The organism is Streptomyces sp. NBC_00239, assembly GCF_036194065.1.
Taxonomy (GTDB): domain Bacteria; phylum Actinomycetota; class Actinomycetes; order Streptomycetales; family Streptomycetaceae; genus Streptomyces.
This window is the reverse complement of record NZ_CP108095.1, coordinates 3,962,540-3,977,156: the sequence shown is the minus strand read 5'-3', so window position 1 is coordinate 3,977,156 and position 14,617 is coordinate 3,962,540. Positions and strand designations below refer to the sequence as shown.

Annotated in this window: 10 protein-coding genes; all 10 read left to right on the top strand. The window is 74.2% G+C overall.

The window, feature by feature from the left end:
* Positions 1–19: 19 nt before the first annotated feature.
* The 10 genes from OG764_RS17470 to OG764_RS17425 all read left to right on the top strand — a co-directional run bounded on the left by OG764_RS17470 (position 20) and on the right by OG764_RS17425 (position 14,599).
* Positions 20–1,525 carry a SagB family peptide dehydrogenase gene (locus tag OG764_RS17470; protein ID WP_328969349.1) on the top strand — a complete coding sequence of 502 codons (1,506 nt, stop codon included), beginning with the start codon at positions 20–22 and terminating at the stop codon, positions 1,523–1,525.
* A gap of 15 nt (positions 1,526–1,540) precedes the next feature.
* Positions 1,541–2,359 (top strand): HlyD family efflux transporter periplasmic adaptor subunit, encoded by an 819-nt coding sequence (locus OG764_RS17465; protein WP_328969348.1) that lies wholly within the window; start codon positions 1,541–1,543, stop codon positions 2,357–2,359.
* Between the two features lie 52 nt (positions 2,360–2,411).
* Positions 2,412–4,718 carry an NHLP family bacteriocin export ABC transporter peptidase/permease/ATPase subunit gene (locus OG764_RS17460; RefSeq protein ID WP_328969347.1) on the top strand — a complete coding sequence of 769 codons (2,307 nt, stop codon included), beginning with the start codon at positions 2,412–2,414 and terminating at the stop codon, positions 4,716–4,718.
* Entirely contained in the window at positions 4,715–7,720 is a 3,006-nt protein-coding gene (locus OG764_RS17455) for an NHLP bacteriocin export ABC transporter permease/ATPase subunit (protein WP_328969346.1), read from the top strand. The genes OG764_RS17460 and OG764_RS17455 overlap by 4 nt, the downstream gene beginning before the upstream one ends.
* A gap of 189 nt (positions 7,721–7,909) precedes the next feature.
* Complete coding sequence (locus OG764_RS17450; protein ID WP_328969345.1) at positions 7,910–8,095, top strand: hypothetical protein; 186 nt, start codon at positions 7,910–7,912, stop codon at positions 8,093–8,095.
* Between the two features lie 118 nt (positions 8,096–8,213).
* The gene (locus OG764_RS17445; protein ID WP_328969344.1) at positions 8,214–9,083 is read left to right on the top strand and encodes a DUF3152 domain-containing protein; all 870 of its coding nucleotides are present in this window, start codon (positions 8,214–8,216) and stop codon (positions 9,081–9,083) included.
* A gap of 134 nt (positions 9,084–9,217) precedes the next feature.
* On the top strand, positions 9,218–10,060 hold the full coding sequence (locus OG764_RS17440) for a tryptophan 2,3-dioxygenase family protein (protein WP_328969343.1): 843 nt from the start codon (positions 9,218–9,220) through the stop codon (positions 10,058–10,060).
* Entirely contained in the window at positions 10,053–11,258 is a 1,206-nt protein-coding gene (kynU, locus tag OG764_RS17435; RefSeq protein WP_328969342.1) for a kynureninase, read from the top strand. The genes OG764_RS17440 and kynU overlap by 8 nt, the downstream gene beginning before the upstream one ends.
* Positions 11,259–11,434: 176 nt before the next feature.
* A complete protein-coding gene (locus OG764_RS17430; RefSeq protein WP_328969341.1) occupies positions 11,435–12,343 on the top strand; it encodes an alpha/beta hydrolase in 909 nt (302 codons plus the stop codon).
* A 276-nt stretch (positions 12,344–12,619) separates the two neighbouring features.
* Positions 12,620–14,599 (top strand): YncE family protein, encoded by a 1,980-nt coding sequence (locus tag OG764_RS17425; RefSeq protein ID WP_328969340.1) that lies wholly within the window; start codon positions 12,620–12,622, stop codon positions 14,597–14,599.
* Positions 14,600–14,617 lie beyond the last annotated feature (18 nt).

Here is a 14,617-nt window from a genome sequence, read left to right as displayed (position 1 = left end):
CCACCTCAGGGCTGGAGCCATGACCCTTACGAGCACACTGACGAGCGGGGTGCCGGCCACGGCCGCCTACACCCTGACCAGCCGGCTGGCCCGGGGCGGGGCCTTCGCGGACGGACAACTCACCACCCGTGCCGGCACCGTGCGCCTGGGCACCCTCAGCCCGGGGGCCGCGGCCGCGCTGACCGCCCTCGGCGAGGCCGACCGCGACGAGGCCGCGGTCGGCGCGCTCGTCACCGCGCACGACGGCGAGACGGGCCTGCTGCGCTGGCAGCTGCTGCGGGCCCGGCTCGACGCCGGCGGCATGTTCGAGCACGCGGTGACCGGCCCCGACGGCACCCCGGTGGCCCGGCTGGTGCCCGTCGGCCGCGGCGGCACCACCCTGGCACCCGCCCCGCGCGGCCCGGTCCGGCTCAGCCGGCACGCCCTGCTGACCCCCGCCGACGGCACCCTGTCGCTGCGCGCCCCCGGCAGCCCGCTGGCCGTCGAACTCGGCGCGGGCGCCACCGCCCTGCTCCCGCTGCTGACGACCTGGACCGAGGAGGTCCCGGCCCCGCTGCTGCGGCTGCTGGCCACCGCCGGCGCGCTGGCCCCCGGCGGACCCGGCAGCGACCCGCAGGCCGAGGAGCGCGGCAGCGTCCAGTGGGACCCGGTCGACCTCGCCTTCCACGCCCGCACCCGGACCCCCGCGTCCGCCCCCGGGTACGGCGGCACCTACCGGCACGCGGACCGCTTCGGCCCCGAGCCGGCCGTCGCGCCCGGCGGTGGCGGGCTGCGGATCGCGCTGCCCGTACCCGACCTCGACGCCGTCACCGCCCGGGACCTCACCCTCACCGAGGCCATCGAGCAGCGCACCTCCACCCGCGCGCACGACGACGCCAGCCCGCTGACCGTCGCCCAGCTCGCCGAGCTGCTCTACCGGACCGTCCGGATCCGCGGCACCTCCACCGGCAGCGACGGCCAGGAGCTCGCCGACCGCCCGATGCCCAGCGGCGGCGCCGTGCACGAGCTGGAGGTCTACCCGCTGGTGACCCGCTGCGAAGGCCTGGAGCCGGGGCTGTACCGGTACGTCGCCGACCGGCACGAGCTGGAGTTCGTCTGCGCGCCCGGCCCGGCCACCGCGTCCCTGGTCAAGGAGGCCCGGGGCGGCACCATGATGGACGCCGACCCGCAGGTGGTCCTGCTGCTCGCGGCCCGCTTCGGCCGCGTCATGTGGAAGTACGAGACGGTCGGCTACCCGCTGATCCTCAAGCACGTCGGCGTGCTCTACCAGACCGTCTACCTGGTGGCCACCGCCATGGGCCTGGCCGTGTGCGGCCTCGGCGGCGGCGACACCACCGCCTTCGCCGCCGCCACCGGCCGCGATCCGCTGCTGGAGGGCACCGTCGGCGAGCTCGTCCTGGGCAGCCGCCCGGCCGGCCGGAGCGCCACCGGCAGGGCCGCGGCCGCCGTGGCAGCCGTGGACACCCCGGACACCCCGGACACCCCGGCCGCCCCCGCCACCGAGCCCGCCGCAGCGGGCTCCTGACGGCGAGGGGGAAACATGGCCATGAAGTTCCGCTACCAGGCGCTCCAGCGCAAGCGGCAGCCCGACGAGCTCGACGCCGCCGTCATGCTCGCGGCCCCGCGCGGCTGGATCGCCGTCTTCGTCGTGCTCATCGTGATGGTCGGCGCCTGCGTATGGGCGGCGGTGGCCCGCCTCGACGTCACCGTCGAGGCCCCGGGCGTCCTGAGCCACCCCGGCGGCACCAGCCAGGTCCAGAGCCCGTACACGGGCATGGCGCAGGACCTGCTGGTCCGCCCCGCGGACCTGGTCCGGGCCGGGCAGCCGCTCGCCCGCCTCACCGGCGAGGCCGGGACGGTCCGTACGATCACCAGCCCGTTCGCCGGCAAGGTCATCAGTGCCACGCTCACCACCGGCCAGTTCGTCCCGGCCGGCGCCACCGTCGCCACCATCGAGCGCACCGACCTGCCCGGCGACCGCCTCGTCGCGCTCGTCTTCGTGCCCGCCGACCGGGCCGCCCGCCTGGTGCCCGGCCGGCCCGTCGACCTGAACGTGTCGACCGCGCCCCCGGCCGTGTACGGCCTGCTGCGCGGCACGGTCACCCGTGTCGACCCGTACCCGCTGACCCGCGAGGGACTCGCGGCGATCGCCGGCGGCGAGCTGGCCGCCCGGAGCTTCCAGCAGGACCAGGCGCCCCGCCTGGTCACCGTCGACCTGATCCCCGAATCAGGCTCCAGCTCCGGCTACGCCTGGAGTTCCGCCAAGACCCCGCCGATCCGGCTCAGCTCGCAGACCTCCGTGTCCGCGTCCATCGCGCTGCGCACCCAGTCGCCGTTCGACCTGGTGCTGGGGCGCTGAGCGGCGCCGCCGGCGCCGAGACACCCGACGACAAGCTGAGGAAACGGCAGCCATGAGTGACACCAGGACCCGACCCCCCGTGGCCGCCTCCCGTCGGGACGCCCGCCGCACCAGGCGCAACGCCGCCCGCACCCGCCGCTGGGCCCGGCGCCGCGCGCACCGGGTGCCCACCGTCCTCCAGATGGAAGCGGTGGAGTGCGGCGCGGCCAGCCTGTCGATGATCCTCGCCCACTACGGGCGGCACGTCCCGCTGGAGGAGCTGCGCGCCCTGTGCGGCGTCTCCCGGGACGGCTCCCGGGCCAGCGCCGTCCTGGCGGCCGCCCGCTCGTTCGGGCTCGTCGCCAAGGGCTTCCAGGCGGAGACCGACCAGTTGGCGGAGAAGCTCCGCATCGGGCCGGTCATCATCTTCTGGGCGTTCCAGCACTTCATGGTGGTCGAGGGCATCAGCACCCGGTTCGGCCGCACCCAGGTCGCCGTCAACGACCCGGCCAGCGGTCCCCGCCTGATGGAGTGGTCCGAGTTCGACTCCGGGTACACCGGCATCGCCCTCACCTTCGAACCCGGCCCCGACTTCACGCCCGGCGGCCGCCGCAGCAGCACCGCGGCCGCCATCCTGGACCGCCGCCTGCCGTCCGGGCGCGCCCTGCCCCTGGTCCTGCTGGCCAGCCTGCTGCTGGTGGTACCGGGCATCGTCGGCGCCTCCTTCTCGCGGGTCTTCCTCGACCGGGTGCTCGCCTCGGACTCGCCCACGGCAGTGCTGCCGCTGGTCGCGGCGATGCTGGTCACCGCAGTGATGGTCTTCGTCCTCACCTCCGTGCAGCAGCACTACCTGCTGCGCATGGAGATCCGTACCGGCCTGGTGGCGTCGGCCCGCTTCTTCCGCCACCTGCTGCGGCTGCCCATCGAGTTCTTCCTGCAGCGCCGCCCTGCCGAGGTCGCCAGGCGCGTCGCGAGCAACGACACCGTCGCGATGATCCTCTCGCGCGACGTCGCCGCCACCACCATCAACCTCGCGCTCGTCGTCTTCTACGGCGGCCTGATGGTCCGCTACGACGTCCTGCTCGGCCTGCTGGGCCTGGCCACCGCCGCCTTCAACGTGCTGGTCCTCCAACTGGTCGCGCGCTCCCGCAAGGACGCCGTCAACGTGCTGCGCGCCGACCGCGGCAACCTGGTCAGCACCACCTTCGCGACCCTGTCCACCATCGAGTCGGTCAAGGCGACGGGCGCCGAGCCGGACGCCTTCACCCGCTGGGCCGGCTTCCTCGCCAAGGTCACCACCGCCCAGCAGCGGCTCGGCCAGACCACCGCGGTGCTGACGGTCCTGCCGCCCCTGCTGGCCGTCGTGAACATCGGCGTCATGCTGCTCGTCGGCGGCCTGCGGGTGGCCGACGGCGTCCTGAGCGTCGGCATCCTCGTCACCTTCCAGACCTTGCTGGCGGCCATCAGCCGCCCCGTCACCCAGCTCACCAACCTGGGCAGCCGGCTCCAGGAGATGAACGCCGACCTCAAGCGCATCCACGACGTGGAGAGGTACCCGCAGGCCCGCGGCTTCCGGCCGGGCGCGCCCGGCACGGACGACGCCCCGGACGGCCGCGCCGACGTGCCCGCCAACCGGCTCGACGGCGAACTCGCCCTGCAAGACGTCACGTTCGGATACGGCCCGCTCGCCGCGCCCGTCGTCACCGGACTCACCCTCACCGTCGCCCCCGGCTCCCGCACCGCGATCGTCGGCGGCTCCGGCAGCGGCAAGTCCACCGTCGGACGCCTCGTGACCGGCCTGTACGAGCCGCGCTCGGGACAGATCCTCATCAGCGGACGGCCCACCGAGGAGATCCCCCGCACCGTCCTCGCGGCCTCCATGGCCTACGTCGACCAGGACGTGGCGCTCTTCGCCGGCACGGTGCGCGACAACCTCACCCTGTGGGACGACACCGTGCCCGACGAGGTCGTCCTCGCCGCGCTCCAGGACGCCGCCGTCTTCGACGAGGTCATGTCCCGCCCCGGCGGCCTCAACGCCAAGGTGTCCGAGCAGGGCAGCAACTTCAGCGGCGGCCAGCGCCAGCGCCTGGAACTCGCCCGCGCGCTCGCCGCCCGCCCCACCCTGCTCGTCCTGGACGAGGCCACCAGCGCCCTCGACCCGGCCACCGAGCGCACCGTCATGGACAACCTGCGCCGCCGCGGCTGCGCCTGCCTGATCATCGCCCACCGGCTCTCGACCGTGCGCGACGCCGACGAGATCATCGTGCTCGACCGGGGCGTGATCGCCGAACGCGGCAGCCACGACGAACTGCTGACCGCCCAGGGCCGCTACGCCGCCCTGTTCGACTCCAGCCGCTCCGAGGAAACGGACACGCTGTGAACCCTCCCACCTCCGCGGCCGCCCCCGCCCGGACCCTCTGCCTCGACGACCCCGCGACCCTGCTGTACGTGGAATCCGGCGCGGCCGACCTGTTCGCAGTGGAACGCGGGCCGGACGGCGGCGACGGCGACGGCGAGGAGCACGGCCGGCGCTACTTCCTGTGCCGCGCGGAGGCCGGCATGATCGTGGTGTGCGGGACCGGCGGCGAGAGCCGCCACACCGTCATCGCCCGGCCCGTGCTCGACGCCCGCCTCAGCCGGCTGCCGCTGACCCTGCTCGACGACGTCCGCCAGGGCCGGGCCACGCTGCCCCGGCCGGACGGCGTCGGCGGCGGCCCCGCCGTACTCGACCACGCCCGGCTCCTCGGCGGCCTCACCCTGGGGCTCACCGCCCTGGCCGACGCGCTCCCCGGCGCCCTCGCGCCCCGCCAGTTCACCTCCCTGAGCACCACCGACGCCACCGAACTCGACCAGGGCGACGTGGCCCGCTCCGTCGACGGCGTGCAGTTCGTCCGCGTGGAGTCCGGCCTCCTCGACCCGGGCGACCCGGCCACCGAGGGCGCCGCCGGCGACCTCGACGGCGAGGAGGGGACCGGTGTCCTGGAGCCCGTCGGCCCCGGCGTCGAGCTGGTCCTGACCGAACAGGACTGGGTCCGGGCCCGCGGCGCCGCCCGCCTCACCACCGCCTCCCTCCTCGCCGTCTACCGGGAGGGCCGGCTGACGGCCGCGCTGGTCGAGCACGCCGCCCGGCTGCGTACCACCGTCGACCACCGCATCGCCGTCCAGCGGGTCCGCGAGCGCGCCGAACTCGCCGCGCGCCAGGCCCAGGACGGCCGGGTCCTCGCCTCCGCGGTCCGCGCCTTCGACGCGGTCCTCCAGGACACCGGCACCCGGGTGAAGCTCGCGGACGTCGCCGACGACACACCGATGCTCGCCGCCGTCCGGCTCGTCGCCTCCAAGCAGGGCTTCTCGGTCCGCCCCCCGGTCCGCGGCGGTGGACCGGGCCGCCGCAGCGCCGCCGCGGACCTGCGGGCCATCGCCCTCGCCTCCGGGTTCCGCACCCGCGGCATCCGGCTGGAGGACCGCTGGTGGACCCGGGACGTGGGGCCGGTGGTCGGCTACCACGTCACGGGCAGGCCGGTGGCGCTGCTGCCCCTCGGCCAGGGCTACGTGCTCGTCGACAACGGCGAGGTCACCGTGCTCGACGCCGAGAAGGCCGCCCGGGTGCGCCCCACCGCCGTCGTGCTGTACCGGCCGCTGCCGGCGGACGTGCGCGGCGTGGCCGGGCTGCTGCGGTTCGGTTTCTCGCCGTCCCAGGGCCACGGACGCGACATGGCCCGGCTCGCCCTCACCGGCGCACTCGTCGCCCTGATCGGCCTGATCATCCCGGTGATGACCGGCAAGGTGCTCGGCGAGTTCGTCGCGGACGCCGATCGGAACCTGATCGTGCAGGGCTCCCTGGTCGTCATCGGCTCGGGCCTGGTGACCGCCGCGCTGTCGGTCGTGCAGAACCTCGCCGTCCTGCGGCTGGAGAGCCGCTCCGGCGCCGCCATGCAGGCCGGGCTGTGGAACCGGCTGCTGTCGCTGCCGGCCGGGTTCTTCACCCGCTACTCCACCGGCGAGCTGGGCACCACCGTGCTCGGTGTCACCGCCGCCCAGGAACTCCTGTCCGGAATGCTCACCACGGCCACGCTGGCCCTGCTGACCGGCCTCGCCAACCTGGCCCTCGTCTTCTGGTACGACCTGACCCTGGCCCTCGTCGCCGCCGGCCTCACGCTCGTCGGCGTGCTGGTCGCCGCGGTGGCCGGCCGCCTGCAACTGCGCTGGGCCCGCCGCGAGTACACGCACGAGCAGGCCATGTCCGCGATGGTCTTCCAGATGCTCACCGCCATGCCGAAGCTGAGGGTGGCCGCGGCCGAGGAGCGGGCCTTCGCCGAGTGGACCCGGCTCGCCGCCCGCGGCCACGGCCTGTCCGCCCGCGTCCGCCGGGTGCAGAACAGCGTCACCACCTTCAACGCGGGCTTCCCCCTGGTGTGTTCGGCGGTCGTCTTCGGGGTGACCGCCGGCCCCCTGCACGGGGAGGTGCCGATCGCGACCTTCCTGCCGTTCTTCGCGGCCTTCAACCTGCTCCTCGCGGCCGGCCTGCAGTTCACCGCCTCCGTCGTGAGCGCCGTCGGGACCGTCCCCATGCTGGAGCGGCTGAAGCCCATCCTCGAAGCGGAGCCGGAGAACGACGGCACCAAGGTCGACCCCGGCGACCTGTCCGGCCGGATCGCCGTCTCGCACCTGTCGTTCCGCTACGGCCAGGACGGCCCGCTCGTCCTCGACGACGTCAGCTTCACCGTGCAGCCGGGCGAGTTCATCGCCGTCGTCGGCGCCTCCGGCAGCGGCAAGTCCACCCTGCTGCGGCTGCTGCTCGGCTTCGAGACCCCCCTGTCCGGCAGCCTGTTGTACGACGGCCAGGACCTCGCCGAGCTGGACGTCTCGGCGGTCCGCCGGCAGTGCGGAGTGGTGCTGCAGAACGGCTCGCTCCAGGCCGGCGACATCCTCGCCAACATCGTCGGCTCCGGCGGCCACACCACCGACGACGCCTGGGCCGCCGCCGAGATGACGGGGCTGGCCGACGACATCCGGGCCATGCCGATGGGCATGAACACCGTGCTCTCGGAGGGCACCAACACCCTCTCCGGCGGCCAGCGCCAACGCCTCATGATCGCCCGCTCCCTGGTGGCCCGGCCGCGCCTGGTCTTCTTCGACGAGGCGACCAGCGCCCTCGACAACCCGACGCAGGGCCTCGTCGCCGAGAGCACCCGCCGCCTGAACGCCACCCGGATCGTCATCGCGCACCGGCTGTCCACCGTGGTCGACGCGGACCGCATCGTCGTCATGGACCGGGGCCGGATCGTCCAGCAGGGAACGTACGAACAGCTCGTCGCGGAAACGGACGGCCTCTTCGCCCGGCTGGCGGGCCCGCAGATGTCCACCAGCGGGAACCGGCCGTGAGGCGACCTGAAGTGACGGCGCGTCGTCTCCTGGTGCGGGCGTCGCGCCGCGCGCCCGTCCGACGGCTCCCGGCATCCGCCGCCAGGTGAGATGATCCTTCCGGAACGATACGCTCCACGACCAACCCGCCCGCACCGCAAGGGACTTGTGGCCGGGCGCGACCGAACCACCGAGCAGGGGGAACCCACCATGTCGCAAGGCCCGAGGTCGGCCATCACCAACCTGAACGTGCTGCTGCCCGTGGCGTACGCGCTGGCCGTCGCCCTCACCGCGATCCTCACCTCCGGCAAGCCCCTCACCGTCGTGGCCGTGGCCGGCGGCCTGGGCCTCGGCCTCTGGTTCGCCTTCGGCCGCCGCCGCGCCACCCGCGGCTGACGGGCGCATTCCAAGATCCGCACCTCCGCGGTGAACCGCGGAGGTGCGGAACGCCTCTTACCTCTTGTACGGACCGCCCGTCGACCGGCGGGCGGCCGGGCGGCGAAGGGGCGGACGCGTGGGGAAACGCGGTCTGAAGCGCAGTACGGGAAGCGGTGCCGGGCGCGGGGCGCGACCGGGCCGGTCCCGGCTGACGTCCCGCGGCAGGGGAGTGCTCGGCCTCGGCCTGGCCGTCCTCGCCGCCGCGGCCCTGTACGGCGCCCGGGGCGGCGCGGGCGCCCCGTCGGACGCGGCCGGCGCCCGCCTCGACGCGCACGGCCGCCAGGACGCGGGGCAGGAAGGCCGACCGGAAGACGAGCGGGCCGGGCAGCCCTCGGCCGCCCCCCGTGCCGCGGGCCAGGACCGCGCCAGCCGCTCCACCGTCCCCCACCAGGGCCCCGGCACCTTCCGGACCGCCCGTGCGGCCGGCGGCCCCACCGGCAGCGGGCAGCCGCGCCGCTACGCGGTCGAGGTCGAGGACGGCTCAGGCCTGGACGCGGACCGCGCGGCCGACGAGATCCGCAAGATCCTCGCGCACCGGCAGAGCTGGGCCGCGCACGGCCGGGCCGCCTTCCTGCTGGTCGACGAGCGGCCCGACTTCACCATCAAGATCGCCACCGCGGACACGGCCGACCGGCTCTGCGCCGCCGAGAACATGGACACCGGCGGCGAGCTGAACTGCGAGACCTCGTTCGGCGTGGTCGTGAACCTCAAGCGGTGGGTCACCGGATCGCCGCGTTTCGACGGCCCGCCCGCCACCTACCGGCACCTGATCATCAACCACGAGGTCGGCCACGCGATCGGCATCCGCAACCACCTCGGCTGCGCCGGCCCCGGCCGCCCCGCGCCCGCGATGATGCAGCAGATCAAGGGCCTGGACGGGTGCGTCTCGAATGCCTGGCCCTACGACGCCGAGGGCCGCTACATCGAAGGTCCCGAGTTGCCGTAGTCGGCGGAAGTGCCCCAGATCACTCTAGAGCCGACCCGTAGGGGCAGGTTTATGATGCCCGGAGGGGACCGGGGCTCCACAGCCTTCAGGAAGGAGCGGACCGCTACCCGGAAGCTCGTATCGAGGAGACAGCGATGTCGCACAGCCTTGATGCCTCCGGAGCCGGTTCGGACACCCCGAATCTCGACTTCGCGGGCACGACGCCCTACGAGGACTACGTCCAGGCGGACGTCCTCACCCACCTCCAGCACCTGCGCTCGGACGACCCGGGCGAGATGGTCTTCCTGGTCACCACCCAGGTCATGGAGCTGTGGTTCACCGTCATCGTGCACGAGTGGGAGACCGCGGCCCGCGCCCTGCGCGAGGACCGGATCACCGTCGCGATGGACGCGCTGAAACGATCCCTCCGCGAGCTGGAGGCCCTCAACGCCTCCTGGCGCCCGCTCGCCCAGCTCACCCCCGCCCAGTTCAACTCGTACCGCGGCGCCCTCGGCGAGGGATCCGGCTTCCAGTCCGCGATGTACCGCCGCATGGAGTTCCTGCTCGGCGACAAGTCCGCCTCGATGCTCGTCCCGCACCGCGGCGCCCCGCGCGTGTACGCCGAGCTGGAGAAGGCGCTCTGCGAGCCCAGCCTCTACGACGAGGTGCTGCGCCTGCTGGCCCGCCGCGGCCACGCCGTCCCCGCCTCCGTCGTCGAACGCGACCTCTCCCAGAAGTACGAGCCGTCCGCCGAGGTCGAGGCCGTCTGGACCGAGATATACCGCGACGACCAGCACGGCGAACTCGTCCGCCTCGGCGAGGTGCTGACCGACGTCGGCGAACTCGTCTGGCGCTGGCGTAACGACCACCTGGTCGCCACCCGCCGCGCGATGGGCTCCAAGGTCGGCACCGGCGGCTCCGCCGGCGTGGCCTGGCTGGAGAAGCGCGCCACCAAGAACGTGTTCCCCGAGCTGTGGACGGCGCGCAGCCATGTCTGAGACGACTCCCGCGCTCGCGGACCGGGCCGCGGCCCTCGACGCCGCCGACGAACTCGGCAAACTGCGCGAACGCTTCACCCTCCCCGACGGGGTCGTCTACCTCGACGGCAACTCGCTGGGCGCGCTCCCCGCGTCCGTCCCCGGCCGCCTCGCCGACGTGGTCGCCCGCGAATGGGGCGAGCTGCTCATCCGCTCCTGGGACGAGAGCGGCTGGTGGACCGCGCCCGAGCGGATCGGCGACCGGATCGCACCGCTGGTCGGCGCCGCCCCCGGCCGCGTGGTCGTCGGCGACTCCACCAGCGTCAACCTCTTCAAGGCGCTGGTCGCCGCGGCCCGCCTGGTGCCCGCCGGCGAGGGCCGCGACGAGCTCCTCGTCGACGCCGCGACCTTCCCCACCGACGGCTACATCGCCGAGTCGGCCGCCCGGATGACCGGCCTGCGGGTGGTCCCCGTGGAGCCCGGCGCCCTGCGCGCCGCGCTCGGGCCCCGTACCGCGGTCGCGCTCGTCAACCACGTCGACTACAAGTCCGGACGCCTGCACGACCTGCCCGGCCTGACCGCCGCCGCGCACGCGGCGGGCGCGCTGGTGGTCTGGGACCTGTGCCACAGCGCGGGCGCCCTGCCCGTCGGCCTGGACGAGCACGCCGTCGACCTGGCGGTGGGCTGCACGTACAAGTACCTCAACGGCGGCCCCGGCGCGCCCGCCTACCTGTACGTCAACGAGCGCCACCAGGCGGACTTCGACACCCCGCTGCCCGGCTGGAACTCGCACGCCGAGCCCTTCGCCATGACCCCCGGGTACGTCCCCGCCGAGGGAGCCGTGCGCGGCCGCGTCGGCACCCCGGACATCCTCTCCATGCTCGCGCTGGAGGCCGCCCTCGACGTCTGGGACGGCGTGTCCGTCGAGGCCGTCCGCGCCAAGTCGCTGGCGCTGACCGACTTCTTCCTCGAATGCGTCGCGGCGTACGTGCCGGCCGGCGCGGTCGAGCCGGTCACCCCGGCCGCCCACGCGGAGCGCGGCAGCCAGGTCTCGCTGCGCACCGAGAACGCGGCGCAGGTCATGCGCGAGCTGATCGCGCGCGGTGTGATCGGCGACTTCCGCAGCCCGGACGTGCTCCGGTTCGGCTTCACGCCCCTGTACGTCGGATTCGCCGACGCGGAGCGTGCGGCCCGGACACTGGGTCACATTTACGAGTGACCGCCGCCGCCCCCGCGGGGCGGCGAGGCGAAACGATGCGCCAAGGGGGCGGGCGGGTGCGGGAGCATCCGCCCGCCCCGGGGCGCCCCCCATCCCCCCTCCGACGCCTGGTACGGTCCCGCTGCCCGGATCTATTCGATCTCCGCGCCGAGAGCCGTACGAGAGGTTGAGCCCGCTTGACCGACCCCGCAGTGGAACGGGACGCAGCCGAAGCCGAATCGGCCTTCTCGCACCCTCCCGTCGCGCCGGACGCCACCGCCTCCTACGGCGAACACCCCGACCACGTCGTGGACTTCTACGCCCCGCGCGGCGGCCCGGGCACCGGATCCGCCCCGCTGGTGGTCCTGCTGCACGGCGGCGCCTGGCGCGCCCCCTACGACCGCGCCCACGTCACGCCGCTCGCGGACTTCCTGGCCCGCAGGGGATTCGCCGTCGCCAACGTCGAGTACCGGCGCGGCAGTTCCGTACCGCACCAGGCCGCCGGGGACGGGCCCGGGGACGGCGCCGGCGCGGGCCGTCCGGTGGCCGGCCGCTGGCCGGAGACCTTCGACGACGTAGCCGCCGCCATGGACGCCCTGCCGGAGCTGGCCGCGGCCGCGCTCCCCGCGGCCGACCCGCGCCGCACCGTCGTCACCGGGCACTCCGCGGGCGGCCAGCTCGCCCTGTGGGCCGCAGCCCGCCACCTCCTGCCCGCCGACTCGCCCTGGCGGACGGCGTCCCCGCCGCGGCTGCGCGGGGTGGTGGCGCTGGCCCCGATCGCGGACTTCACGGTCGCCGAGCAGCTGGACGTCTGCCACGGCGCGTCCGGCCAACTGCTCGGCGGCCCGGCGCACTTCCGCGCCCGGCTGCCGTACGCGGACCCGGCCGCGCTCGTCCCCACCGGGATCGCCACGACGATCGTCCACGGCCGCGAGGACATCGTCGTACCGCCGAAGGTGGCCGAGTCGTACGTGGCGGCGGCCGCGAAGGCGGGCGAGATGGTCGGCCTGACCCTGCTCGACGGCGTCGGCCACTTCCCGCTGATCGACCCGGCCGCGGACGCCTGCGCGGTGGTCGCCGAGGAACTCGCCCAGCTGGCCTGGTAGCGCTCGCGAGAGCCGCAGCGGGAGCCGGAATCCCGAGCCCGTCGGCGCGTGCGGGCCGCGCGTCCGCGCCTCCGGCCCGCCACGCGTCGGCGCCCCCCCTCGACGGCACGACAACCCGATGCCGAGGTGTCACCCGAATGGCTTACCCTGCGGGCACGGACCGCCGTCCGGACACCGCGCCGACCTGCCCTGACCGGGCGTCGGCGACCGGCGGACGGCGGCCCTGTCACTGCACCCGCCGGATCCCGGCGGGTCCTTCAGGGGGGTATCCACATCGTGCGTACGCGCACCCTCACGGCCGCGACCACTCTCGCGACCGTCTTCAGCTCCGCCGTGCTCGCGGCGGTTCCGGCCGCCGCCGACAGCCGGGTCGAGGTTCCCGTCAGCAGCTTCACCGACACCGTTGCCGACGGCGTGCACCAGCGGCTCTTCCTCAGCGACGGGTACGGGAGCGACAACATCGTCGTCACCGACTTCGCCGGCAAGACCGTGGGCAAGGTGCCCGGGCTGCGAGACGTCACCGACCTGGTGCTCAGCACCGACTCGGCAACGCTCTACGCCGCCGTCCGGGGCGCCGACAAGATCGTCGCGGTGGACACGGCCACGCTCGAGGTCACCGCCGAATACCCGACCGGCGACGGCTCCGAGCCGTTCCAGGTCGCCACCGGCGAGGGCGGCCGCATCTGGTTCAGCTTCGGCGACCAGTGGGACTCCGGTCTCGGCCTCATCGACACCACCGACCCGGCCGCGCCCGTGGTCACCAAGTACGACGACGAGCAGGCCGGCCACAACTTCGCGACCCCGCCGCTGCTGCGCACCGACCCGAAGGCGCCCGGCCGCCTCGTCGCCCTCGACCACGGCATCAGCTCCGGCCCGGTCGTCGTCTACGACACCACCGGCGCGGCCCCCGCGGTCAGCGTCAAGGAGGACAAGGGCGGCTTCTTCAACGACGCCGACATCACCCCGGACGGCGCGAACATCGTCATCGCCGGTCCCGGCCGCGGGCTGGCCGAGTACCGGATGTCCGACCTGAAGCAGGTCGGCACGTACCCGATGGAAGAGGAGGCGAGCAGCGTCTCCGTCGCCCCCGACGGCACCGTCGCGGCCGGCTCCCGGGGCTTCGGTGAGACCACCCCCAACCTCGCCGTCTTCACCCGCGGCGCCGGGAAGCCGGCCAGCCTGCGGAAGATCCCGCACCAGCACGGTGTCGCCGAGCGCGGCCTCGCCTGGTCGGGCGACGGCCGGACCCTGTTCGCCGTCAACGACTCGTGGGGCTCGCCGACCACCCCGTTGAGCGTGCTCACCAACCCGCGCCAGTACGTGACCACGGCCACCCTGACCGGCCCGGCCAAGGCCAACCGCGGCGCCGCGCTCACCCTCACCGGCAAGATCGGCGCGAGCATGGCGCTGCCCGCAGGGACCCCGGTCACGGTCACCCGGACCGACCTGGAGTCCCCGCAGGGCAAGGCGCTCGCCCCGGTGAAGGTCGACGCGAAGGGCGCGTTCACCGTCAAGGACACCCCGCCCGCGGGCGGCAAGGTCACCTACAAGGTCGCCTACGCCGGCGACGCCACGTACGCGGGTTCCGCCGCCTCGCTGCCGGTGGAGGTGTCGCGGGCCACGGCCACGCTGACCCTCGACCGCAACAACCAGACCTTCGAGTACGGCGCGGGCGTCTGGTTCACCGCGCACCTGGGCGCGACGTACAAGAACCGCACGCTGGAGATCTGGGCCGACCCGTGGGGCGGCGACAAGCCGAACAGGCTGCTGCGCAGGGCCGCGGTGAACGCGAACGGCGACATGGCCGCCAAGCTGGAGATGACCCGCGACACCACACTGGTCGCGGTCTTCGCCGGGGACGCCCGCTACGCGCCGAGGACCGTGAAGATCACGGCGAACACGAAGGCCCGCGTGTCCACCGCGCTGACCGGCTACTACAAGACGGCGAAGATCGGCACCGTCTCGTACCGCTGGTACCGCAAGTCGGTCTCGCCGGTCGCGACCAGCACGATGACCTACTTCCCGGGCCGCAAGGCGCGCTTCGAGCTGGAGGTCTACTACAACGGGCGCTGGTACCCGTCGAGCCCCGAGTTCTTCAAGCTGGGCACGAACGGCAAGGTCGCCGTGAAGCTCGGCGCCCCCGGCGAGTCGGGCATCCGCGCCCGCGTCCGCTCCGCGTACGTCAACAACGACTCGGGTGACTACGTGAACTCCACGGCGATCTCGGCCTGGCAGTACATGTACTTCACCAACTGACGCCCGGCCCCGGGCGTG